Genomic DNA, 21,771 nt, shown 5'->3' with positions numbered 1-21,771 from the left:
GCCTCGCGATTCGCGCACACCGGCTCCCGAACCGCGCTCGTGAACGGGACCCGCACCGTGCCCCCCTCCTCCGGCCTGTCCGACCTGCTGCCCGCCCTCGGCGGGCGGACGCTGGTCATGGGCATTCTCAATGTCACGCCCGATTCCTTCTCCGATGGCGGCTTGTTCGCCGGTGAGAGCGCCGCGGCGACCCAGGCCGAGCGGCTGGTCTCCGAGGGGGCGGCGATCCTCGACATCGGCGGCGAATCCACCCGGCCCGGTCACGTTCCAGTCCCGGCCGAGGAGGAGCAGGCGCGTGTCCTGCCGGTGATCCGCGCCCTGGCCCCCCGGCTGGCGGTGCCGATCTCCATCGACACCTACAAGGCATCCACGGCCCGGCTGGCGCTCGAGGCCGGTGCCCGAATCGTCAACGACGTCTGGGGCCTCCAGCGCGAGCCCGATATCGCCACCGTGGCGGCGGCGCATGGCGCGCCGGTGGTGATCATGCACAACCGGGACACGATCGCGGCGGATCTCGACATCGTCGCCGACATGCTCGCCTTCTTCGAGCGATCGTTGACCATCGCGCACCGCGCCGGCATCGCCGATTCTGACATCGTGCTCGATCCGGGTGTCGGCTTCGGCAAGACCTGGGCGCAGCATCTCGAAGCGCTGAGGCGGCTGCCGGAGATCCGCGCCCTGGGATTTCCCGTCCTGGTCGGCGTCTCCCGCAAGTCGCTCCTCGGCCGCCTGCACGACCGCGACACCCGGCCGGCGGACCGGCTCACAGGCTCCCTCGCGGCCCATGCCCTCGCCGCGACGCTGGGCGCCGATATCGTGCGGGTCCACGACGTGGCAGCCCATGTGGACGCCATGCGCGTGGTCGATGCCGTGATGCGGCCGGAGGCGCATTGAGGATGGCGGGCGATCTCATTCGCGTCACCCGGATCGCCGTCTTCGGCCGACACGGCGTGCTGCCCGAGGAGGCGGTGCTCGGGCAGCGCTTCTACATCTCACTGGAAGCAAGTCTCGACCTCGGCGCGGCGGGGCGTTCCGACGATGTCGCCGGCACGGTGAACTACGCCGATCTGACGCAGGTCGCGGTCGAGATCGCCACCGAGCGGCGCTTCAATCTGATCGAGGCCCTCGCGGAGACCATCGCGGCTACGATCCTCGAACGATTTACGCGCGTGGAGGCGATCACCGTGCGCATCGACAAGCCGAGCGCACCGGTCCCCGCGATCCTGGAGGGCGTGAGCATCGAGATCGTTCGTCGGCGCGGAGGGCGCGGATGAGGGCTTATCTCGGAATCGGCAGCAATATCGGCGACATGGCCGCGATGCTAGACCGGGCCGTGGAGGGCCTCGCGGCGACAGCTGGCATCCTCGTCCTGGCCCGGTCAGCCGATTACCGGACTCCGCCCTGGGGCAAGACCGATCAGCCCTGGTTCCTCAACGGAGCGGTGGCCGTGGACACGGACCTCGACCCGCACGGCGTGCTCGATGCCTGCCTGAGGGTGGAGCACGACCTGGGGCGCGTGCGCGAGGAGCGCTGGGGACCGCGGGTGATCGACATCGACGTCCTGGCCTACGAGGGCGCCGCCATCGACGACGCACGCCTCGTCCTGCCGCATCGACACGTGCGCGAGCGGGCTTTCGTGCTGGTTCCGCTGGCCGAGATTGCCCCGGATCTCGTCATCGGTGGGGAGCGCGTCAGCGACGCGCTGGCGAAGCTCGACCGCACCGGGATCGCGCGCGTCTGAGCCGGCTCAGCGCTCGCCGGGCTGGGTGAGCTTGTTCTCCTCCTCGTCGAGGAGCGGCACGTCGTAATCGCGCAGGACCTTGTCGATATCGGCCTTGCGCTTGCGCAGCACCGTGTTGAGCGAGCGCTTCCAGTCGTTCTCGCCGAGCCGGACGCCCATGGCGATCCGGTAGGCCATAGGCGGTCGCTCCGGCTCCTTGAGCAGCGGCACGACACGCATCGGCGTGCCCGTCTGCTTGGCGAGCCAGCCGGCCGCCGGCCCCCAGAGAACGGCCGCGTCGATCTCCTTGGCGGCGAGCGCCGCGACGATCTCGGCGCCAACCGTCTGGTACTTGCGGGAGGGGTCGAGCTGATAGGGCGCGTAGGCCTTCATGGTCGAGACCAGGCCGAGGTCGCCCATCCGGTTCACGGGGGGCGTGCCGGCGATCACGCCGATGCTCTTCCCCTTCAGGCGCGGATCGTCGAGGGCGGTGACGCCGTCGAACTCGCCCGCACGGGTCACCAGGGTGTAGGCCGAGCGGTAGTAGGGGTTGGTGGTCTGGACGAGGTCGCTGCCAAAGGCTTGGCCCATGATCACGTCGCAGAGGCCGGTCCCGAGCGTATTGCGCACGAAACCCGGACCCTGGGTCAGCCAGTAGTAGCGGAGCTTGACCTTCAGTTCGTCGGCGATAATCGCCGCGATCTTGTTCTCGAAGCCGTCATCCTTGCGCTCGGAGAACGGCATGTTGCCCGGATCGCCACAGACGCGGAGCACGTCCGTCGTCACCGTGTCCGGAAGATGTTGAGCGAGGGCTCCCTGCGCCGCTGTCAGGGACAGGGCGCAGAGGGCGATCCGAGCGAGGGACGACATCAGCCGCCCATGCATTCCTTCTCGGCCTTCTTGGCCGTTTCGGGCTTGTCCTCGTGCTCGGAGGGACGAATACGGCCGATCGCTCCGGCGGCACGCGCCTTCAGATAGACGTAGAGGTCATCCGAGTAGCACATGACGTTCTTGTTGTCGCCGAAGGCCGGCATGACCTTCTGCTCGGAGGCGCTGACGTCCTGCTTGCCGCCGACCAGAATGCCGATGAATTCCTCGTAGGAGAGGTGCTTCAGCGAATCCTTGAGGGCCGGCGCATAGGTCGAGCCCATGCCATCGGGACCGTGGCAGACGTGGCACTCCGCGTGATAGCGGCGGTAGCCCGAGTAGGTGTACCAGTCGAGCATCTTGCCGTCCTGGGTCACGTGGAAGGTCGGGTGACCGTCGGCATCCGTGTACTTGCCGTCATCGTCCTTCACGGCAGCATCCGTCGCGAGAAGCTTAGGATCCTGCTCGGCGGTCTTGTCGTTCGCGTTCAGCGAATTGGCGAGCTTGGGGTCGGCAGCGGGCTTGGCATCCTCAGCATGTACGGCAACCGCAGAAACGGTCGCTAGGGCGAGGGCGGCGATAACCGGCCGCGTTACGATCTTGCTGAGGTTAAGCAACGCATCTGTCTCCCTGGAACGAGGCCCTTCGTCTCCCTTCGAGCCGTAGCCTCTTACAAACGAGTCTAATCATAAGGATGCCGGCGCGGAAGCCCGCGCCGGCACCATTTCCGTACTCTGGCCCTGCGGCCGATTAGTTCGGAAGAGCGAAGACGGTCAGCTGGCCGCCGAGGTTGGTGTACTGCGACAGAGCCGCATAGCCACCCACCGCGCCGAGGCCGGCGTTCGGGTCGGTCAGGCCGGCCGCGAGGCCGATGCCGGCCCAGCCGCCGACGCCCGAGAGGACGCCCACGTACTGCTTGCCCTTGTGCTGGTAGGTCATCACGTTGCCGATGATGCCCGACGGGGTCTTGAACTTGAACAGCTCCTTGCCGGTCTTGTCGTCGACCGCCTTCAGGTAACCCTCAAGCGTTCCGTAGAACACCACGTCGCCGGCGGTGGCCAGAGCACCGGACCACACCGAGAACTGCTCGGCGTCGGACCACTTGATCTTGCCGTTGACGCCATCCCACGCGATGAAGTTGCCCATGCCGCCGTGCGAGTTCGGGGCCGGGTACATCGAGAGGGTCGCACCGACGTAGGGCTGGCCCGGGGTGTAGGTCACCCGGAACGGCTCGTAGTCCATGCAGACGTGGTTGGTGGGCACGTAGAACAGGTTGGTCTTCGGCGAGAAGGCCGCAGGCTGCTGATCCTTCGACCCGAGGGCCGCCGGGCAGATGCCCTTGGAGTTAGTGTCCTCACCGTTCTGCTCGGTCGAGTATTTCGACACGACCAGCGGGCGACCGTAGGTCTTCGACCCCTTGTCCATGTCGACCTTGGTCGCCCAGTTGACGGCCGGATCGTACTTCTCGGCGACCAGCAGGGCACCGTTCTCGCGGTTCAGCGTGTAGCCGAAGCCGTTGCGGTCGAAATGGGTCAGGAGCGGCTGCTCCTTGCCGTCGATCTTCTGATCCGTGAGGATCATCTCGTTGATGCCGTCGTAGTCCCACTCGTCGTGCGGGGTCATCTGGTAGACCCACTTGGCGACGCCGGTGTCGGGGTTACGCGCCCAAACGGTCATCGACCAACGGTTGTCACCCGGACGCTGCTTGGGGTTCCAGGTCGAGGGGTTGCCCGAACCGTAGTACATCAGGTCGAGCTTGGGGTCGTAGGAGAACCAGCCCCAGGTGCAGCCGCCGCCGGTCTTCCACTGATCGCCTTCCCAGGTCTTCAGCGAGGAGTCCTTGCCGACCGGCTTGCCGAGGTAGGTGGTCTTCTCCGGGTCGATCAGCATCTGATCGTCCGGGCCCTCAGAGTAGCCGCGCCACACCTTCTTGCCGGTCTTCAAGTCGTAGGCGGTGACGTGGCACTGCACGCCGAACTCGCCGCCGGAGATGCCGACGATGACCTTGTCCTTGATCGGAATGACCGTCGCGGTGTTGGTCTCACCCTTCTTCGGGTCGCCGTTCACGACCGACCAGTTGACCTTGCCGGTCTTGGCGTCGAGCGACACGACGGTGGTGTCGGCCTGGTGGAGGATGATGGTGCCGTCGGCGTAGGCGAGGCCGCGGTTGACCGTGTCACAGCACATGACCGGGATCACGGACGGATCCTGCTTCGGCTCGTACTTCCAGACGATCTTCGCCTCGTGGTCGAGGTCGAGGGCGTACACGATGTTCGGGAACGGCGTGTGCACGTACATCATATTGCCGACGACCAGGGGCGAGCCCTCGTGGCCGCGCAGGACGCCGGTCGAGAAGGTCCAGGCAACCTGGAGGTTCTTCACGTTCGACGCGTTGATCTGGTCGAGCTTCGAATACCGAGTATTCGCGTAGTCGACGGTCTGAAGGACTTGCTCCGCCGGGTTGGCGATGCCCTTCAGCACGCTTTCATTGGCCAGCGCCGGCGCGGCCACTGCCGCGACGCCTGCGCCGAGCGCAAGGAGATGTACCGCTCTCATGGGTTCCTCCGACAAGTCTTTGAGCGATCTCACGACACACTTCGAGAAGAGTATCGCTTAGACTCCGACCTGACTGTTTGCGACAGGGATGGACGCCTCGGTAGCGGGCTTGGTCGACTCAAGGAACTCTTAAGATCCTCTAGCCAGGAACCGCCATCCCTGAGGCGGCCCCCTCGAAACCGAGGCTTGCCCGGACCTTAAGAGATTTTTGAGCGCCGTCAACTCGCCGTTCTGCGCATGTCGCCACAGGGTGAAAGCTTCGTCCCAGGTTACAACCGGGGGCCAATCGTCATCATTCTGCGAAAAGAAATGCTGCGTTGCACAACGAGGCTCGCGTTCTTTGGCGTCGTTCTCACGGCGACGTGAGCGCACTCCATGCAAGACTTGCAAACGGAGAAGCTTTGCTGGTCGGCACCATGTGTTCACTGCGGGCCACGCCGTGAACGCGGCGGGCGCGCGAGCCTCTGAGCGAGTCGCGCGGACTGCGATGCGGGATGTTTGAGAGACCGCACGCGACGGCATCCGAGCGCGTCGCGGCCGTGCGCCCAGTCGCCGCACGCCTCCATCCCGCGCCGTCGAAACGCTTTCGGGCCGATGTGGCGCGACAAATTGCCGGATCATCCCGGCCGATCGGGTTTCCGATGGCTGGGGGCATCCGGACTGAGCGTGCCGGGGCACCTTCAGAGGATGCCGACCGGGCCGGTGCTCTCGAAGTCTGCCGTGTCGCCGATCAGATCGGTCAGGGAGATGTTGAGCCGCCGCCCGTTCGCCAGTCGGAGCTGTGCATCCGGCTCGAGCCAGATCGGCCGGAGATGGGCGTAGCTGCCGTGCAGGTTTCCGTAGGCGACGATCCCATCGGCCCGTCGCTCGACGATGATGCGGTAACGGACCCGCGCCGGGCCGCACCCTTCCGCCGACACGAGACCACGGCCGGTCAGAGTCTTGAGGACTTCGTTCGGCTCGAACATACGCGTGACGCGGAGGCGGGACTGAATGGCAATCGCATTGCCACTTAATCCTACCCCGTGGGCAAGTCACGCCGGGGCAACCGGATTGTCCTTCGGCCAGCGCGGGCCCTTCAATCCGCCTGGATGGACGGCTCCGCGATCGGAGACGCTTCGAGCGTCCGCACCACGATGCGACCGGCCTCGATGGAGAGTGCGAGCCGGCCCTGCTTCAGCGCCAGGGCCTTCTCCCCGAACAGCATCCGCCGCCAGCCGTCGAGGGCCGGGACCTCAGCCGCATCATCATCCGCGATGGCCTCCAGATCATCGACGGAGGCGATGATCTTGGGCGCGACGCCTTCGGCCTCGCAGACCGCCTTCAGCAGCACCTTCAGCAATTCCACGATGGCGCCGTTGCCGCCGCTCCGGCGCAGGCGCTCGGGCAGGCGGATGTCACTCGTATCGCGCGACAGGCCGCGCTCCACCGCAGACAGGATATCGGTGCCCGTCCGGGATCGCTCGAAGCCCGCCGGGATCGTGCGCAGACGGCCGAGGGCTTCGGCGCTGCGGGGCGCGGCCGATGCGATGTCGATCACAGCCTCGTCCTTCAGCACGCGCCCGCGCGGGACGTTGCGGGCCTGCGCCTCGGCCTCGCGCCACGCCGCCACTTCCATCAGGACGGCGATCTCCCGCGGCTTGCGCATGCGACCCGAGAGGCGCCGCCACGCCTGGGCGGGGTCGGCCCGGTAGGTCTCCGGCGAGGTCAGCACCGCCATCTCCTCGTCGAGCCAGGCGCCGCGATCGGTGCGCAGCAGCTCGGCGACGAGAACCTCGTAGACGGTGACGAGGTGAGTGACATCCGACAGGGCGTAGGAGAGCTGAGCGTCCGAGAGCGGGCGTCGGGACCAGTCGGTGAAGCGGGACGACTTGTCGATCTTCGCCTTCGCGACGTCGTTGACGAGCTGCTCGTAGGACACGGAATCGCCGTAACCGCACACCATGGCGGCGACCTGCGTATCGAAGAACGGGTGCGGCAGGATCCCGCCCATCAGCCAGACGATCTCGAGATCCTGGCGGGCGGAATGGAAGACCTTGACGGTCCGCACATCCGCCATCAGGTCGATGAATGGCTGGAGATCGATACCCGGCGCCAGGGGATCGACCAAGACGGCCGTCCCGTCCGGAGCCGCCATCTGGATCAGGCACAGCTTCGGGTAATATGTCGTTTCACGCATGAACTCCGTGTCGACGGTCACAAAGGGCTGCTCGGCCAGACGCGCGCAGGTCTCGCGCAGCGTGTCGGTGGTGCTAATCAGGTCCATGGTCCGGCTATACGCAAGCTGCGCGACCAAGGGGAGTGAGCACTGCGCAGGTCCCCATCTTTCCCGCTTTCCCTGTCACGCAACCGCATCGGCCCACCCGGCGCGCGCTTGACTTGGGGGGCCTCGCGTGAATGGTGCCGGCCTTCCCATAGAAGAAGCCCGTCATGCACCGTTACCGTTCCCACACCTGCGGGGCGCTCCGCCCGTCCGATGTCGGGCAGACCGTCCGCCTGTCCGGCTGGTGCCACCGCATCCGCGACCACGGGGGCGTGCTGTTCGTGGACCTGCGCGACCATTACGGCCTGACGCAATGCGTGGTGGATTCGGACTCGCCCGCCTTCAAGGCCGCCGAGGCGGTGCGCTCGGAATGGGTCGTGCGGATCGACGGCCGCGTCCGCACCCGTCCGGCGGGCACCGAGAACGACGAGCTGCCGACCGGCGCGGTCGAGGTCTATATCGACGACCTCGAGGTGCTGGGCCCCGCGGGCGAGCTGCCGCTGCCGGTCTTCGGCGACGTGGAGTACCCGGAGGAGACGCGGCTGCGCTACCGCTTCCTCGACCTGCGCCGGGAGAAGCTCCACGCCAACATCATGAAGCGCGGGGCGATCATCGACTCGCTCCGCCGCCGGATGCGCGAGGGCGGCTTTTTTGAGTTCCAGACCCCGATCCTGACGGCCTCCTCGCCGGAGGGTGCGCGCGACTACCTCGTCCCGTCCCGGGTCCATCCCGGAAAATTCTACGCGCTGCCGCAAGCCCCGCAGCAGTTCAAGCAGCTGACGATGATCGCGGGCTTCGACCGCTACTTCCAGATCGCGCCCTGCTTCCGCGACGAGGATGCCCGCGCCGACCGCTCACCGGGCGAGTTCTACCAGCTCGACATCGAGATGAGCTTCGTTACCCAGGAGGACGTGTTCCAGGCGGTGGAGCCGGTGCTGCGCGGCGTCTTCGACGAATTTGCCGAGGGCAAGCGCGTCACGAAGGCGTTCCCGCGGATCACCTTCGCGGAGTCGATGCTGAAATACGGCGTCGACAAGCCCGACCTGCGCAACCCGCTGATCATCGCGGATGTGACCGACCTGTTCGCCCGCGAGGACGTGGCGTTCAAGGCGTTCAAGGGTGTGATCGGCGGCGGCGGCGTGGTCCGGGCGATCCCGGCGACCGGGGCTGCGGCGCAGTCGCGCTCGTTCTTCGACAAGCTCAACGACTGGGCCCGCTCCGAGGGGGCGCCGGGCCTCGGCTACATCGTGTTCGAGGCGGAGAATGGCGCGCTGGTCGGCAAGGGCCCGATCGCCAAGTTCATCCCGGCCGAGGTCCAGGCCCTGATCGCCGATCGGGCCGGCGCCAACGCCGGCGATGCGGTGTTCTTCTCGGCCGGCACCGAGGCCAAGGCCGCGGCCCTGTCCGGCAAGGCGCGGATCCGCATCGGCGACGAGCTGGCCCTGTGCGACAAGGACCAGTACGCGTTCTGCTGGATCACCGACTTCCCGATGTACGAGTGGAGCGAGGAGGAGAAGCGGATCGACTTCTCCCACAACCCGTTCTCGATGCCGAACATCGACCGCGAGGACTTTCTGGGGCTCGACCTCGACACCCTCGCCGCCGAAGGCGAGACCGGCGACATCACGAAAAAGATCCTCGGGATCAAGGCCTTCCAGTACGACATCGTCTGCAACGGCGTGGAGCTCTCCTCCGGGGCGATCCGGAACCATCGGCCGGACGTGATGGAGAAGGCGTTTGCCATCGCGGGCTATGGCCACGAGGTGCTGGAGCAGAAGTTCGGCGGCATGCTGAACGCCCTGCGCATGGGCGCCCCGCCGCACGGCGGCATCGCCCCGGGAGTCGACCGCATCGTCATGCTCCTGTGCAACGAGCCGAACATCCGCGAGGTGGTGCTGTTCCCCATGAACCAGCGCGCCGAGGACCTGATGATGGGCGCGCCCTCCGAGGCGACGGCGAAGCAGCTGCGTGAGCTGCACATCCGCCTCAACCTGCCCGAGAAGAAGGCCTGAGGCGCGGCTAGTCCCGCCGCGCGGTGGCGAGCCTCGTCGCGATCGTCGTGGCGCATGACAGCGCCGCGGTGCTGCCCGCTTGCCTCGCGGCGCTCGCCGGTCAGCACGTGCCGGCGATCGTGGTCGACAATGCCAGCCGGGATGCCTCGGCGGCGGTCGCGGAGGCCGCCGGCGCCGCGGTGATCCACAACGTCCGCAACGAGGGCTACGGCCGCGCCAACAACCGGGGCGTCCGGGCCGCCGGGACGGCCGAGCACATCCTGATCGTCAATCCGGACGTGGTCCTGCGCCCCGGGGCGGTGGACGCCCTGCTGCAGGCAGCCCGGTCCTGGCCGGATGCGGGCCTGTTCGCGCCGCGGCTGGTCGAAATCGACGGACGCTTCTTCTTCCAGCCACGCTCGCTCCTCGCGCCCTATCTCACCAATCCCGGCGGCCGCCTCGCCCTGCCGCAGGGCGATGCCTGCGCGCCGTTCCTCTCCGGGGCCTGCCTGATGATGCCGCGCCGCCTGTTCCTGGACCTCGGCGGCTTCGACGAGCGCATCTTCCTGTTCTACGAGGATGACGACCTGTGCCGGCGCATCGCCGATGCCGGCCGTGCCCTCGTCCATGTCCACGGCGCCGAGGCGCTGCACGGCCGCGGCCGGTCCTCGGCGCCGGAGCGGGGCCGTGTGTTCCGCACGCGCTGGCATCAGGCCTGGTCGCGGGCCTATGTCAGCCGCAAATACGGCCTGCCCGATCCGAGCCCCGCGACCCTGATGACCAACCTGCCGAAGGCGCTGCTCTCGGCCCTGGTCCTGCGCCGGGCGGGCGTCGAGCGCTACGGCGGCTCTGCGGCCGGCGCCCTCGCCTTCCTGCGCGGCCGGGACGCGCTGACCCGCGAGGGACTGCACGAATGAGGGCGCCAACCATCGCGGCCGCCCTCGGTGCCGGGCGCAACGGCTTCACCGGCCTGCGGCTGGCCCTAGCCCTGGCGGTGGTCGTGTCCCATGCGTTCAGCGTCGCGACCGGTGCGGCCGGCGACGAACCCCTGGCCCGACTCACCGGCTACACATTGGGTGAGCACGCGGTGAATGGGTTCTTCGCCGTGTCGGGTTTCCTGGTCACCCTAAGCTGCGATCGGCGCGGGATCCGCGATTATGCGATCGCCCGGACCCTGCGGATCCTACCCGGGCTCGTGGCGGCGACGCTCGTGGTGTCGCTGGGGCTCGGCGCGGCGCTGACCCGTCTGCCGCTCGCCGAGTACCTGCGCGATCCGGGCCTGTGGTCGTTCATCCGCGGCACGCTGACGACCTTCAAGAGCAACGCCGCCCTCCCCGGGGTCTTCGAGGCCAACCCCTATCGGGCGCCGCTCGGGACGGTCTGGACGCTGAAATACGAGGTGCTCTGCTACCTCGGCGTTCTCCTCGCCGCCCTGTGCGGGCTGCTCCGGCGGCGCTGGCCAGCGCTGCTGATCGTCGTGGGGCTCGCGCTGGCGCTCTCCATCATGAGCGGACTGCGGGGTGTCGATCTGCCCAAGGGCATCGAGACCGCCCTGCGCCTGCCGCTGATCTTCGCGGCGGGTGCGGGCCTCTACCTTTGGCGCGAGCGCCTGCGGGTCTCGGGGGCCGCCCTCGTCTGCCTCGCCTTCGGGGCCTTCGTTCTGGCGCGGACGCCGGCCTATCCGGCCCTGCTGTTCCTGGCGGAGGCCTACGGCGTCGTCTGGCTCGCCCTCGGACCCCTGGCGCGGAGGCTGTTCGATCCGCCCGCGGACCTATCCTACGGGATCTATCTCTATGGCTGGCCAGTGCAGCAGACCTTGCACACCCTGTGGCCGGAATTCTCCGGAGTCGCGCTGCTGGTCCCTGCCCTCGTGGTAACCCTGCCGGTGGCGGCCCTGTCCTGGTACGGGATCGAGCGGCCGGCCCTGGCGCTGAAGGCGCGGGCGCTCGGGCGGCGGCGCATCGGCACGATCGAGCCGGCGGGGCCGTGAGTGCTCACGACAGGCTGCTCTCGCCCGCCGCAGCCCTGGCGTTGGTGGCGGAACTGCTGGAAGCGCAGGGCTTCGTGGTGGTCGCACGGAACGAGCGTGGCGACAGCCTCTACCTCGCGCTCCCGGGCCAGGACGCCACCCTTCGCCTGTCCAACCATGCCCGCCGTCCCCGGCAGCGACGGACCCATCCCGAGGTCGTAACCAGCCTGGTCGTGGCCACGCCGAAGCGGATCCGTCAGCTTGAAGCGATGATCGCGGCAGCCCAACGGGACTACGCGGCTCGCGCGACCAAAAGCCTGATTGCGTCGCCGAAACATCCTATGACGCGTCCTCCGGTGCAGATGCGAAGAACAGTGCGAGAGGATCCATAAGGTTGGACGTGCTGGAATACTCGCGACCATCGACCGTATGCGTCTACGATCGCAAAACAGGAGATGCTTATCTCAGGGGAGGACGCGCCGTCGATGTTGTCACTGCTGCGCAGAGGCGTTACCCAGGTGTGCCGCGATACATCCCAATCGAGATAAAGCCGTCAGTATGACAAACTCGCGTCAGATCCGGCTGATCTTTCGCGAGCTGAGAAAGAGACATCCGCAACTCGTGCAGACGAGCAGTCGCTTCGTGATTGAAACGCCTGTTCGTCATATAGCGCGCGGCATTTTTATAGAGCGGAGCTCCGATCCAGACTGCTGCTGGCCGAGATTGTTTCTGTCCGTCCTCTATCTCGCGGGATTGAGCGGAGATATCGCCATAGGGACATACTTCGAAGCTTTGGATCGGCCTCCGACAGCCGCGGAACGGTTTTGGCTTTGGTCTGACCCGACGATGGTACCGGAGGCGGTCGCGGTGATGGAGGCTGTCGCGCTTCCGAGACTCGCTCGCTATGGAACTCCGGAAGGCTACGCCACGCTGCCGCCGAGGCCCCATACGGTCCACGACGAGCCCTACGAAGACCGCATGATCGTTCACATCGCGGCCGGCAACCTCGACGCCGCGCGAGCGATTTGGCACGAACGACAGCGGTGGCACACCGGCAAGTCGTTCCCGCCAGGGACGCGAGCAGATCGCTGGCGACTGCAACTCGCCGCGGTGGCGGAACCCCTCATGGCGGGCGATCGCCCCGCATTGGCCAAGATCCTGCACGCATGGGAGGCGGCCAACGTCCGGGGAACGGAACTCGAGCCCTATTGGGAGCCCACGTCCTTCCCGCTGGAGCGATGAGCCCGCCAGAATCTCATTCCGCGTCCGCCGCGTCGCGGAGATAGGGCTCCACCGGGCCCTTCAGCTTCACCGTCATCGGGTTGCCGGCCCGGTCCAGGGTCTTGCCGGCGGAAAGCCGCACCCAGCCCTCGCTCACGCAATACTCCTCGACGTTGGTCTTCTCGACGCCCTTGAAGCGGATGCCCACGCCGCGCTCCAGCAGGGCCGCGTCGTAATACGGGCTGTCCGGGTTGACCGAGAGGCGGTCGGGCAGCGCGAGGTCGGACATGGTCTGGCTCCGGGTTCGGCGTGAGCGGCGAAGGTGGGCAGCGGATTACGCAATCCCCTGCCGGCCCGCAACGCCGCGCGCAGCCGCGATCAGGCCGGCCACGTCGCCGCTCTGCAGCAGCGGCACGAGCCGGGTCACGTCCGCGTGCGGCAGGTCCCACCACGCCGTCGCCACCAGGGCCTCCACGCATTCCGTGTCGAAGCGGTGCCGCACCACCCGCGCCGGGTTGCCTGCCACCACCGCGTAGGGCGGCACGTCGCGGGCGACCACCGCCCGGGCCGCCACCACGGCCCCGGGGCCGATCGTGACGCCCGAGAGGATCATGCAGCCCGACCCGAGCCAGACATCGTGGCCGATCACCACGTCGCCCCGGGAGGCGTGAAAATCCTCCGGCGCCCGTGCGTCCGGAAACAGCCCGCGCATCGCCGCGAACGGGTAGGTCGACACCCAGTCGAGCCGGTGGTCGCCGCCGAGCAGGATTTCGACCTTGTCGGCGATGGAACAATAGCGGCCGATCGTCAGCCGGCGCCCGCTCTCGGGGAAGCGGACTTTTGGACGCCCATACGAATAAGCGCCTATGGAGAAGCCGTAGGTCCTCGCCAGCCTGGCGAGATGGATCCGGGTCTCGTTGTGCGGGTTGCGCCCCCTGCGCAGCCGGTGCAACAGACCGATCAAGACGCGTGCCCGTGCGATGCGCGACCGCGTCGTCCTCGGGAAAGCGGGTGAGTGGGAGCGTGGGCGATGGCCGATAACATGTCCGAGGACCTCAAGGCCGGGGCGCTCGTCTACCACCGCCTGCCGCAGCCCGGGAAGCTCGAGATCCAGGCGACCAAGCCGCTCGGCAATCAGCGCGACCTCGCGCTCGCCTATTCCCCCGGCGTGGCCGCGGCCTGCATGGCGATCTACGACGATCCCCAGGAAGCCGCGACCCTCACCATCCGCCAGAACCTCGTGGCGGTGCTCTCCAACGGCACGGCGGTGCTGGGCCTCGGCGATATCGGCCCCCTCGCCTCCAAGCCCGTGATGGAGGGCAAGGCGGTCCTGTTCAAAAAATTCGCCGGCATCGACGTGTTCGACATCGAGGTCGACCAGAAGGACGTCTCCAAGCTCGTGGACGTGGTCTGCGCCCTGGAGCCGACCTTCGGCGGCATCAATCTCGAGGACATCAAGGCGCCCGAGTGCTTCGAGGTCGAGGAGCAGTGCCGGGCGCGCATGAACATCCCGGTCTTCCACGACGACCAGCACGGTACCGCGATCATCGTCGCCGCGGCCGTCCTCAACGGCCTCGAACTCGCCGGCAAGAACCTCTCCGACGTCCGGATCGTCACCTCCGGGGCGGGCGCGGCGGCCCTGGCCTGCCTGAACCTGCTGGTGTCGCTGGGGGCGACCCGGGAGAACATCACGGTCACCGACATCAAGGGTGTGGTCTACAAGGGCCGCCCGGAGCTGATGGACCGCTGGAAGGACATCTACGCCCAGGAAACTGACAAGCGGACGCTCGCCGAGGTGATCCCGGGGGCGGACGTGTTCATCGGCTTGTCGGCCGGCGGCGTCCTCAAGCCGGAATACCTGAAGGAGATGGCCGAGAAGCCGCTGATCATGGCGCTGGCCAATCCCTACCCGGAGATCATGCCGGATCTCGCCGAGAAGGAGCGGCCGGACGCGATGATCTGCACGGGCCGGTCGGACTTCCCGAACCAGGTCAACAACGTCCTGTGCTTCCCCTACATCTTCCGCGGGGCGCTGGATGTCGGCGCCCACAAGATCAACGAGGAGATGAAGAAGGCCGCCGTCAAGGCGATCGCGGGCTTGGCCCACGAGACCACCTCGGACGTGGTCGCCCGGGCCTATGGCGGAGAGGCCCGGCCGTTCGGACCGAAATCCCTGATTCCGAGCCCCTTCGATCCGCGGCTGATCCTGCGCATCGCCCCGGCGGTGGCCAAGGCTGCGATGGATTCGGGCGTGGCCGGCCGGCCGCTCACCGACTTCTCCGCCTATATCGATAGCCTCGACCGGTTCGTGCACCGGTCCGGCCTCATCATGAAGCCGCTCTTCTCCAAGGCGAAGGCCGAGCCCAAACGCGTGATCTACGCCGAGGGTGAGGACGAGCGCGTCCTGCGCGCCGTCCAGGCGATTGTCGAGGACAAGGTCGCGCTGCCGATCCTGGTCGGCCGGCCGCGGGTGGTGGAATCGCGCCTGAAGCGCTTCGGCCTCTCGATCCAGGAGGGCCGCGACTTCGAGCTGATCGATCCCGAGGACGATCCCCGCTACCGCGACTATGTCCAGACCTACATGGAGGTCGCCGGCCGGCGCGGCATCACCCCGGATGCGGCCCGGACCCTGGTGCGGACCAACAGCACCGTGATCGGCGCCATCGCGGTCCGCCGCGGCGAGGCCGATGCCCTGATCTGCGGCCTCGAAGGCCGGTTCGAGACCCGCCTGCGGATCATCCGCGACGTGATCGGGCTGGCGCCCGGCGTGGAGCAATGCGCCGCGATGAGCCTCGTGGTGACCCATACGGGCGCCTACTTCCTGGCCGACACCCATGTCCGGCCGAACCCGACCGCCGAGGAGATCGCCGACGTGGCGCAGGCCTGCGCCAACCACGTCAGCCGGTTCGGGATGACGCCCAAGATCGCGCTCCTCAGCCACTCGGATTTCGGCCAGTCGGATTCGGCTTCCGCGATGAAGATGCGGGAGGCCCTGGGGCTCCTGCAGAGGCGCGATCCGAACCTGATGGTCGATGGCGAGATGCAGGCCGATTCGGCGCTGTCCGAGATGGTCCGCGACCGGGTGCTGCCTGGCTCGCGCCTCAAGGGCGCGGCCAACGTGCTGATCTTCCCGAATCTCGACGCCGCCAACATCGCGTTCCAGTTCGCCAAGGTCCTGGCCGATGCCCTGCCGGTCGGCCCTCTGCTGATCGGTCCGGCCAAGCCCGCCCATATCCTGACGCCGTCGGTGACCGCCCGAGGCATCGTCAACGTCACGGCCGCGGCGGTGGTCGAGGCGCAGGCGGATTCGGCGTTTCCGGCGCCGACGGGCGAGGCCGGGGCCGGCATGATTTCGGAGTGAGCCGCCCTGTCGACGGCCGTCCCGATGGCCGTCGAATTGCTTGTCCGCGTCCGGGACATACGGTCGGCGGAAGCGAGGCTCCATGTGCGCGGGCGATGATCCAACCTGCCAGGCGTTCGAAGAGCACCGGCGACGGTTCCGGTACGACCTGGAACCGGAGCGCCGCGCCTTTTTGAAGAGCGGCTTCGCGGCGACCGGTGCGGCCGCCGCCTTCGCAGCCGGCGGCGCGTCTCTGGTGAGCCCGGCCCTCGCGCAGGCTGCCGGCGCCAAGTTCGCGGCGACCGCGCATTATCACCTGCCGGCCAACGCCGAGACGGTGCATTGGGGCTTCTTCAGCCGGAGCCTCAAGCCGCAGGTCGAGATTGGCTCGGGCGACTTCGTCACCATCGAGACGCTCACCCACCAGGCGAGCGACGATGCCGAGCGGATGATCGCCGGCGATCCGGGGGCCGAGAGCGTCTATCTCTGGACCAAGGACAGGATGGCCGTCTCCCCCCGCGGTGCCGGCCCGATGGACGCCAAGATCGGCCCGGGCGGCGGCCTCGGCGTGCATATCTGCACCGGTCCGGTGGCGATCCGCGGCGCCGAGCCCGGCGACGTGCTGGAAGTCCGCATCCTCGACGTGGCGCCCCGGCCCTGCGCCAACCCGCAATACAAGGGTCTCGCCTTCGGCAGCAACGCGGCGGCGTGGTGGGGCTTCCACTACAAGGACCTGATCACCGGCGACAAACCCCGGGAGGTGGTGACCATCTACGAGGTCGATGCCACCGGCGAGCGCGACTGGGCGCGGGCGGTCTACAGCTTCCGCTGGCCGGGCGTCACCGACCCGTTCGGCGTCACGCACCCGACCATCGATTATCCCGGCCTGCCGGTGGACCACACGAAGACGCAGAAGACCTTCGAGGTCCTGAAGGGCATCCGGGTGCCAATCCGCCCGCATTTCGGCACGATGGGGGTGGCGCCCGCGGAGGCGGACCGGGTCAACACCATTCCGCCGAGCTATACCGGCGGCAACATCGACAATTGGCGGATCGGCAAGGGGGCGACGCTCTATTTTCCCGTCGCGGTGCCGGGGGCGCTGTTCTCGGTGGGGGATCCCCATGCCAGCCAGGGCGATTCCGAGCTGTGCGGGACGGCGATCGAGTGCTCGCTCACCGGCACCTTCCAATTCGTCCTGCACAAGAAGGCCGACCTGCCCGGCTCGCCGCTGGAAGCCCTCGACTTCCCGATGATCGAGACCCGCGAGGATTGGGTCCTGTCCGGCTTCAGCTACCCGAACTACCTCCGCGACCTCGGCCCGGACGCCCAGGCGGAGATCTTCCAGAAATCCTCCATCGACCTCGCCATGCGCGACGCCTTCCGCAAGATGCGCCAGTTCCTGATGCACGCGAAGGGGCTGACCGAGGACGAGGCGATCTCGCTGATGTCTGTGGCAGTGGATTTCGGGATCACGCAGGTCGTGGACGGCAACTGGGGCGTCCACGCGGTGGTCAAGAAGGCGATCTTCGCCGACCGGGCCGCCTGATCGCGATCCGGCCCCTGCGGCGCGTCAGGCCGGATCGTCTGCGATCGCGATCCGGCCTTCGAGGCCGACGGTGCGGCCCAGGCCGCGGACGCGGTTGAGCAGGCGGTCGCCGCTCAGGGCCGCCCAGTCCCGCGGCAGCCGCAGGGTGACGCGCCCGTCCTCGACCGTCAGCGGTGCCCGGCCGAGCGCCCCGTCCATCCCGGCCGAGATCGGGAAGGCGACGCGCAGCAGGCCGCCGAGGAGCCGCGCCCGCTCGAACAGGCGCGGCCCGGCGACGCCGCGCAGGATCGGATTGGCCTTCTCGGGGGCGAGCCCGCTGTGCCGGAGCGAGACCGCGAGGGCCAGATAGGCCCGTCCCGGATGATCGACCCCCACGAAGGCGGCGTTCTGGATCGCCGCGATGCTCTGCTCGTCGCGGTAATCGGGATGGGCCCGCCAGCCGACATCCGAGAGCAGGCAGCCCGCGTGCCGCAGGCGCCGCTCGTCCGCGGTCTCGTGGCCGTCCAGGGTCGTCACGAACCGGTCCGTCCAGGCGATCAGCTCCTCGCCGTGCCGGGGCGCGCGGGAGCGCAGGGTGTTGAACTCCGCCGCGGAGGCGAGCAGCGGGTCGATCAGCCGGGCGTCGCGGTCGAGCTGCTCGAACAGCAGGCCCTCCCGGACGCCCGAAGCCGAGATCGCCACCTCCCGCGGGCGGCCGACCCGGATGATCTCCTCCAGCACCGCAGCCCCATAGGCGAGGAGCGGGCGCCGGGCCTCGGAGATGGTCTCGACGTCCTGGAGCAGGGCAATGTCGGTCTGCTCGACGACCTGCAGGAAGCTGAGCTCGTCGGAGGGCTCGACGGTGTAGCCGTGCATCACGTGGACCGGATAGCCGCGGGCGGCCTGGTGCAGCCGCGCCAGGGCGCGCCACGTGCCGCCGACCGCGTAGAAGGTCCGCCCGCGCAGGGTTTCGAGCTGCGGCGCGGCCTTGCGCATGTGCTCGCGCACGATCTTGGCGGCCTTCTTGACCGAGCCGCCGGAGAGATCCTGAAGGGCGAGGCCGCCGAGGGGCATGGTCACGCCCTGGCCGACCACGGTACCGCGGACATCCACCAGTTCCAGGGATCCGCCGCCGAGATCGCCCACGACCCCGTCCGGCGCGTGGAAGCCGGAGATCACGCCCAAGGCCGAGAGTTCGGCCTCGCGCCGGCCGGACAGAAGCTGGATCTCCTGTCCGCAGGCCGCTTCCGCGGCGCGCAGGAAATCGGGGCCGTTCTCGGCATCCCGGGCGGCCGCCGTGGCGAGAACGAACACCCGCGACACCCGCATCGTCTCGCAGAGCACCCGGAATCGAGCCAGGGCAGTGAGTGCCCGGGCGACCGCGTCCTCGTTCAGCCGGCCCGTGGTCAGGACGTTGCGTCCCAGGCCGCAAAGCACCTTCTCATTGTACAACGGCGTCGGCGCCCGGCTCAGGCCGTCATAGGCGACGAGCCGGACCGAGTTCGAGCCGATATCGACGATCGCCACCGGGGCGTGCGCGGCGCGCACAGCCCGGTCCGCGGAATGCGCGAGGATGAGATTGGCGCCAGGGCTGCCCAAACGTCCGTGTCCTTGATCGAGAGCGGCAGGCCCGTCCGGCGGACCGCCCGTGCAATCTAGAGCCGTGGCCGATCGCGTTGCAATCGAGGTCGACCCGAGATCCGTCATGTCCCGTGCCGCCTGACGAACGGGAATCCGGGGCTGCGATACGGAAACGACGCGCCGTTGCGTCCGCAGACGGGCCCTTCGTTTGCGCAGATCTTGGATCGTGCGCAAGTTCTTCACGCAGAACCGGAGGGCGTTTCTGCGAAACCTGTCGAGCCTGTTGCGCACGGGGGGCGCTCAGGCGCGTTGCGCCCGCCGGCTCAATGCCCGGGGGCTGGATTTCTTCGACGCCTTGCCGCGGCCCGAGAGACTCGGGTTCGTCATGAAGTATTTATGCGCGTTGAAGGGTTCCTCGCCCTCCGCCGGCTGAACACGCTCGCAGCCCCCCGAGGCCAGCAGGCGCCAGCTCTGGCGGTTGTCGAGGAGGTTCGCCAGCATGATCTGGTCGAGCACCTGCTGGTGCACCGTCGGGTTCGTGATCGGCAGCAAAGCCTCGACCCGCCGGTCGAGATTTCGGCTCATCAGGTCGGCGGACGAGATATAGACCGTCGCCTTCGGGTGGGGCAGGCCGACGCCGTTGCCGAAGGCGTAGATGCGCCCGTGCTCGAGGAAGCGCCCGACGATCGACTTCACCCGGATCGTCTCGGACAGGCCCGGGATGCCCGGCCGCAGGCAGCAGATGCCGCGGACGACGCAGTCGATCTGCACGCCCGCCTCCGAGGCGTCGTAGAGCGCGTCGATGATCTGCGCGTCGACCAGGGAGTTGCACTTGATCCAGATCGCGGCCGGGCGGCCAGCCTTCGCGTGCGCCACCTCTGCCTCGATATGCTCCAGGAGCCGGTTCTTCGCCGTCAGCGGCGAGACCGCCATCCGCTCCAGCTCGGCCGGCTCGGCGTAGCCGGTGATGAAGTTGAAGATCCGCGACACGTCCCGGGCGATCGCCGGGTCCGCCGTGAAGAACGACAGGTCCGTGTAAACCCGCGCGGTGATCGGATGGTAATTGCCGGTGCCGACATGGCAGTAGGTGACGAGCTTGTCGCCCTCGCGCCGGACCACCAGCGACAGCTTGGCGTGGGTCTTCAATTCGACGAAGCCGAACACCACCTGGGCGCCGGCCTTCTCTAGGTTGCGCGCCCAGCGGATATTCGCCTCCTCGTCGAAGCGCGCCTTCAGTTCCACCAGGGCGGTCACGGACTTGCCGAGCTCGGCCGCCTCCGCCAGCGCCGCGACGATCGGGGAGTTCGACGAGGTCCGGTACAGGGTCTGCTTGATCGCCACCACGTTCGGGTCCCGGGCCGCCTGGGCCAGGAACTGCACCACCGAGTCGAAGGACTCGTAGGGGTGGTGGACAATGAAGTCCTTCTGCCGGATCGCCGCGAACACGTCGCCGCCGCTCTCGCGGATGCGCTCCGGGAAACGCGGGTTGTAGGGCTTGAACTTCAGGTCCGGCCGGTCGATCCCCACCACCTGGGACAGCTCGTTCAGCGCGAGCATGCCCTCCACCAGGAAGATCGCGTCCTGGGCGATCTCCAGCTCGTCCGTCACGAAGCTGCGCAGGTCCTCCGACATCCCCGCCTCGACCTCGAGGCGGATCACGACGCCGCGGCGGCGCTGCTTGAGCGCCGTCTCGAAATGGAGGACGAGATCCTCCGCCTCCTCCTCGATCTCCAGATCGGAATCACGCACGACCCGGAAGGCGCCGCTCGACCGGACCAGATAGCCGGGAAACAGCCGGCCGGTGAACATCCCGATCACCTGCTCGATCGGGATCAGCCGCGCGGCGGTCTCGCTGTCGCTCACCGGCAGGCGCACGAACCGGTCGATGACGCCGGGCAGGCGGATCAGGGCGCGCAGCACCCGGCCATCCTTCGGACGCACCAGCATCAGCGCGATGGTGGTGCCGAGGTTCGGGATGAACGGGAACGGATGGGCCGGATCGATCGCCAGCGGCGTCAGGACCGGAAAGACGTGGTTGAGGAAATACTCCTCGAGCCAGCTCGACTGCTCCGCCGACAGGGAGGCCGGCTCGACGATGTCGATATCGGCGGTGTGCAGCTCCTCGCGCAGCTCGCGCCAGCGCGCCTGCTGGTCTGCGGCGAGACGAGAGACCTCCGTGCCGATGCGCACCAGCTGCTCGGTGGGCGACAGTCCGTCCTGGGACGGGACCGTGAGGCCGGCGCGGACCTGATCGATCAGCCCGGCCACCCGAACCATGAAGAACTCATCGAGGTTGTTGGCCGAGATCGACAGGAAGCGCAGCCGCTCCAGCAGCGGGTGATTGGGATTCGACGCCTCCTCAAGCACGCGACGGTTAAATTGCAGCCAAGACAATTCGCGGTTCACGAACCGCTCCGGCGTGTGCCGCAGGGCGCGCCCGGCTTCCAGCACCGTCTCCCGCGCCACGTCGGCGGTGGGTTCCTCGGGCGCCTCGGGCTGCGCGACGGCCGGCCATTCATCGTTCGTGTCCTGGGCAGCGCCCGTCGCCGCCGGAGCGGTCGCGGTCTGCGCGGCGGCTGCCGGCGCGCGCCGGGCGACCGGAGCGCGCCGCGGCGTCGGATTGGCCGCCGGACGCCGACGGGGCTCCGCGGCCTCATCGGCGGCTTCGCGGTCCACGGGCTTCTGCGTCGAATCCATCCCCGATCCCGTCCCTCTTCGTGCCATCGCGCTGCGGCGGC

19 protein-coding genes are annotated in these 21,771 nt (G+C 68.1%); 10 read left to right on the top strand and 9 right to left on the bottom strand.

Translation table 11 applies throughout. The annotated features are described in order from the left end of the window. The first annotated feature begins 117 nt into the window (after nucleotides 1-117). The 3 genes from folP to folK are packed head-to-tail and all read left to right on the top strand — an operon-like array spanning nucleotide 118 to nucleotide 1,741. On the top strand, nucleotides 118-894 hold the full coding sequence (gene folP / locus MKK69_RS05990) for a dihydropteroate synthase (RefSeq protein ID WP_243966838.1): 777 nt from the start codon (nucleotides 118-120) through the stop codon (nucleotides 892-894). A 2-nt stretch (nucleotides 895-896) separates the two neighbouring features. Further along, nucleotides 897-1,274: a dihydroneopterin aldolase gene (folB, locus tag MKK69_RS05985; protein WP_243966803.1), complete on the top strand. Its 378-nt coding sequence runs from the start codon at nucleotides 897-899 to the stop codon at nucleotides 1,272-1,274. Beyond that, nucleotides 1,271-1,741, top strand: a complete 471-nt coding sequence (gene folK, locus MKK69_RS05980) for a 2-amino-4-hydroxy-6-hydroxymethyldihydropteridine diphosphokinase (protein WP_243966802.1) — start codon at nucleotides 1,271-1,273, stop codon at nucleotides 1,739-1,741. Before folB ends, folK begins: the two co-directional genes overlap by 4 nt. Before the next feature lie 6 nt (nucleotides 1,742-1,747). On the opposite strand, the gene xoxJ is transcribed toward folK, so the two are convergent. The 5 genes from xoxJ to rnd form a co-directional block, all read right to left on the bottom strand. Continuing rightward, nucleotides 1,748-2,605, bottom strand: coding sequence for a rare earth element methanol dehydrogenase accessory protein XoxJ (gene xoxJ / locus MKK69_RS05975; protein ID WP_243966801.1), 858 nt, complete (start codon nucleotides 2,603-2,605; stop codon nucleotides 1,748-1,750). Further along, nucleotides 2,590-3,204: a c-type cytochrome, methanol metabolism-related gene (locus MKK69_RS05970; RefSeq protein WP_243966800.1), complete on the bottom strand. Its 615-nt coding sequence runs from the start codon at nucleotides 3,202-3,204 to the stop codon at nucleotides 2,590-2,592. Before MKK69_RS05970 ends, xoxJ begins: the two co-directional genes overlap by 16 nt. Before the next feature lie 133 nt (nucleotides 3,205-3,337). After that, a complete protein-coding gene (xoxF1, locus tag MKK69_RS05965; RefSeq protein WP_243966799.1) occupies nucleotides 3,338-5,143 on the bottom strand; it encodes a lanthanide-dependent methanol dehydrogenase XoxF1 in 1,806 nt (601 codons plus the stop codon). A 680-nt stretch (nucleotides 5,144-5,823) separates the two neighbouring features. Continuing rightward, nucleotides 5,824-6,111 (bottom strand): hypothetical protein, encoded by a 288-nt coding sequence (locus tag MKK69_RS05960; protein WP_243966798.1) that lies wholly within the window; start codon nucleotides 6,109-6,111, stop codon nucleotides 5,824-5,826. A gap of 110 nt (nucleotides 6,112-6,221) precedes the next feature. Beyond that, complete coding sequence (gene rnd / locus MKK69_RS05955; protein WP_243966797.1) at nucleotides 6,222-7,409, bottom strand: ribonuclease D; 1,188 nt, start codon at nucleotides 7,407-7,409, stop codon at nucleotides 6,222-6,224. Nucleotides 7,410-7,573: 164 nt separating this feature from the next. Between rnd and aspS the strand changes: the two genes are divergently transcribed. The 5 genes from aspS (at nucleotide 7,574) to MKK69_RS05930 (ending at nucleotide 12,608) form a co-directional block, all read left to right on the top strand. Beyond that, on the top strand, nucleotides 7,574-9,418 hold the full coding sequence (gene aspS / locus MKK69_RS05950) for an aspartate--tRNA ligase (protein ID WP_243966795.1): 1,845 nt from the start codon (nucleotides 7,574-7,576) through the stop codon (nucleotides 9,416-9,418). Nucleotides 9,419-9,441: 23 nt separating this feature from the next. After that, nucleotides 9,442-10,314, top strand: a complete 873-nt coding sequence (locus tag MKK69_RS05945; protein WP_243966794.1) for a glycosyltransferase family 2 protein — start codon at nucleotides 9,442-9,444, stop codon at nucleotides 10,312-10,314. After that, nucleotides 10,311-11,387 carry an acyltransferase family protein gene (locus MKK69_RS05940; protein ID WP_243966792.1) on the top strand — a complete coding sequence of 359 codons (1,077 nt, stop codon included), beginning with the start codon at nucleotides 10,311-10,313 and terminating at the stop codon, nucleotides 11,385-11,387. Before MKK69_RS05945 ends, MKK69_RS05940 begins: the two co-directional genes overlap by 4 nt. Continuing rightward, nucleotides 11,384-11,758, top strand: coding sequence for a hypothetical protein (locus MKK69_RS05935; RefSeq protein ID WP_243966790.1), 375 nt, complete (start codon nucleotides 11,384-11,386; stop codon nucleotides 11,756-11,758). Before MKK69_RS05940 ends, MKK69_RS05935 begins: the two co-directional genes overlap by 4 nt. A gap of 586 nt (nucleotides 11,759-12,344) precedes the next feature. Continuing rightward, entirely contained in the window at nucleotides 12,345-12,608 is a 264-nt protein-coding gene (locus MKK69_RS05930; RefSeq protein WP_243966789.1) for a hypothetical protein, read from the top strand. Nucleotides 12,609-12,621: 13 nt separating this feature from the next. Here the strand turns inward: MKK69_RS05930 and MKK69_RS05925 are convergent, their stop codons facing one another. Beyond that, the gene (locus MKK69_RS05925; RefSeq protein ID WP_050732716.1) at nucleotides 12,622-12,876 is read right to left on the bottom strand and encodes a DUF3297 family protein; all 255 of its coding nucleotides are present in this window, start codon (nucleotides 12,874-12,876) and stop codon (nucleotides 12,622-12,624) included. Between the two features lie 45 nt (nucleotides 12,877-12,921). Continuing rightward, the gene (locus tag MKK69_RS05920; RefSeq protein ID WP_279598209.1) at nucleotides 12,922-13,539 is read right to left on the bottom strand and encodes a CatB-related O-acetyltransferase; all 618 of its coding nucleotides are present in this window, start codon (nucleotides 13,537-13,539) and stop codon (nucleotides 12,922-12,924) included. 78 nt (nucleotides 13,540-13,617) lie between these two features. Here MKK69_RS05920 and MKK69_RS05915 point away from each other — a divergent pair, with 78 nt between their 5' ends. Continuing rightward, nucleotides 13,618-15,948: an NADP-dependent malic enzyme gene (locus MKK69_RS05915; RefSeq protein WP_279598206.1), complete on the top strand. Its 2,331-nt coding sequence runs from the start codon at nucleotides 13,618-13,620 to the stop codon at nucleotides 15,946-15,948. 82 nt (nucleotides 15,949-16,030) lie between these two features. After that, nucleotides 16,031-17,473 carry an acetamidase/formamidase family protein gene (locus tag MKK69_RS05910; protein ID WP_243966788.1) on the top strand — a complete coding sequence of 481 codons (1,443 nt, stop codon included), beginning with the start codon at nucleotides 16,031-16,033 and terminating at the stop codon, nucleotides 17,471-17,473. Nucleotides 17,474-17,497: 24 nt separating this feature from the next. On the opposite strand, the gene ppx is transcribed toward MKK69_RS05910, so the two are convergent. Then, nucleotides 17,498-19,051 carry an exopolyphosphatase gene (ppx, locus tag MKK69_RS05905; RefSeq protein ID WP_243966787.1) on the bottom strand — a complete coding sequence of 518 codons (1,554 nt, stop codon included), beginning with the start codon at nucleotides 19,049-19,051 and terminating at the stop codon, nucleotides 17,498-17,500. Between the two features lie 282 nt (nucleotides 19,052-19,333). Then, entirely contained in the window at nucleotides 19,334-21,730 is a 2,397-nt protein-coding gene (locus MKK69_RS05900; RefSeq protein WP_243966786.1) for an RNA degradosome polyphosphate kinase, read from the bottom strand. Between the last annotated feature and the right edge of the window lie 41 nt (nucleotides 21,731-21,771).

This window comes from Methylobacterium sp. J-026 (genome assembly GCF_022829585.1).
In the GTDB taxonomy this organism is placed as follows: Bacteria; Pseudomonadota; Alphaproteobacteria; order Rhizobiales; family Beijerinckiaceae; genus Methylobacterium.
This window is presented reverse-complemented; position numbering and strand designations above follow the sequence as displayed.

What these genes read in the sequence shown, in the direction of transcription:
- folP (WP_243966838.1), top strand. Translation starts at nt 118, where the DNA reads ATGGGCATTCTCAATGTCACGCCCGATTCCTTCTCCGATGGCGGCTTG.
- folB (WP_243966803.1), top strand. Translation starts at nt 897, where the DNA reads ATGGCGGGCGATCTCATTCGCGTCACCCGGATCGCCGTCTTCGGCCGA.
- folK (WP_243966802.1), top strand. Translation starts at nt 1,271, where the DNA reads ATGAGGGCTTATCTCGGAATCGGCAGCAATATCGGCGACATGGCCGCG.
- xoxJ (WP_243966801.1), bottom strand. Translation starts at nt 2,605, where the DNA reads ATGCATGGGCGGCTGATGTCGTCCCTCGCTCGGATCGCCCTCTGCGCC.
- xoxF1 (WP_243966799.1), bottom strand. Translation starts at nt 5,143, where the DNA reads ATGAGAGCGGTACATCTCCTTGCGCTCGGCGCAGGCGTCGCGGCAGTG.
- MKK69_RS05960 (WP_243966798.1), bottom strand. Translation starts at nt 6,111, where the DNA reads ATGTTCGAGCCGAACGAAGTCCTCAAGACTCTGACCGGCCGTGGTCTC.
- rnd (WP_243966797.1), bottom strand. Translation starts at nt 7,409, where the DNA reads ATGGACCTGATTAGCACCACCGACACGCTGCGCGAGACCTGCGCGCGT.
- aspS (WP_243966795.1), top strand. Translation starts at nt 7,574, where the DNA reads ATGCACCGTTACCGTTCCCACACCTGCGGGGCGCTCCGCCCGTCCGAT.
- MKK69_RS05940 (WP_243966792.1), top strand. Translation starts at nt 10,311, where the DNA reads ATGAGGGCGCCAACCATCGCGGCCGCCCTCGGTGCCGGGCGCAACGGC.
- MKK69_RS05930 (WP_243966789.1), top strand. Translation starts at nt 12,345, where the DNA reads ATGATCGTTCACATCGCGGCCGGCAACCTCGACGCCGCGCGAGCGATT.
- MKK69_RS05925 (WP_050732716.1), bottom strand. Translation starts at nt 12,876, where the DNA reads ATGTCCGACCTCGCGCTGCCCGACCGCCTCTCGGTCAACCCGGACAGC.
- MKK69_RS05915 (WP_279598206.1), top strand. Translation starts at nt 13,618, where the DNA reads ATGGCCGATAACATGTCCGAGGACCTCAAGGCCGGGGCGCTCGTCTAC.
- MKK69_RS05910 (WP_243966788.1), top strand. Translation starts at nt 16,031, where the DNA reads ATGTGCGCGGGCGATGATCCAACCTGCCAGGCGTTCGAAGAGCACCGG.
- MKK69_RS05900 (WP_243966786.1), bottom strand. Translation starts at nt 21,730, where the DNA reads ATGGATTCGACGCAGAAGCCCGTGGACCGCGAAGCCGCCGATGAGGCC.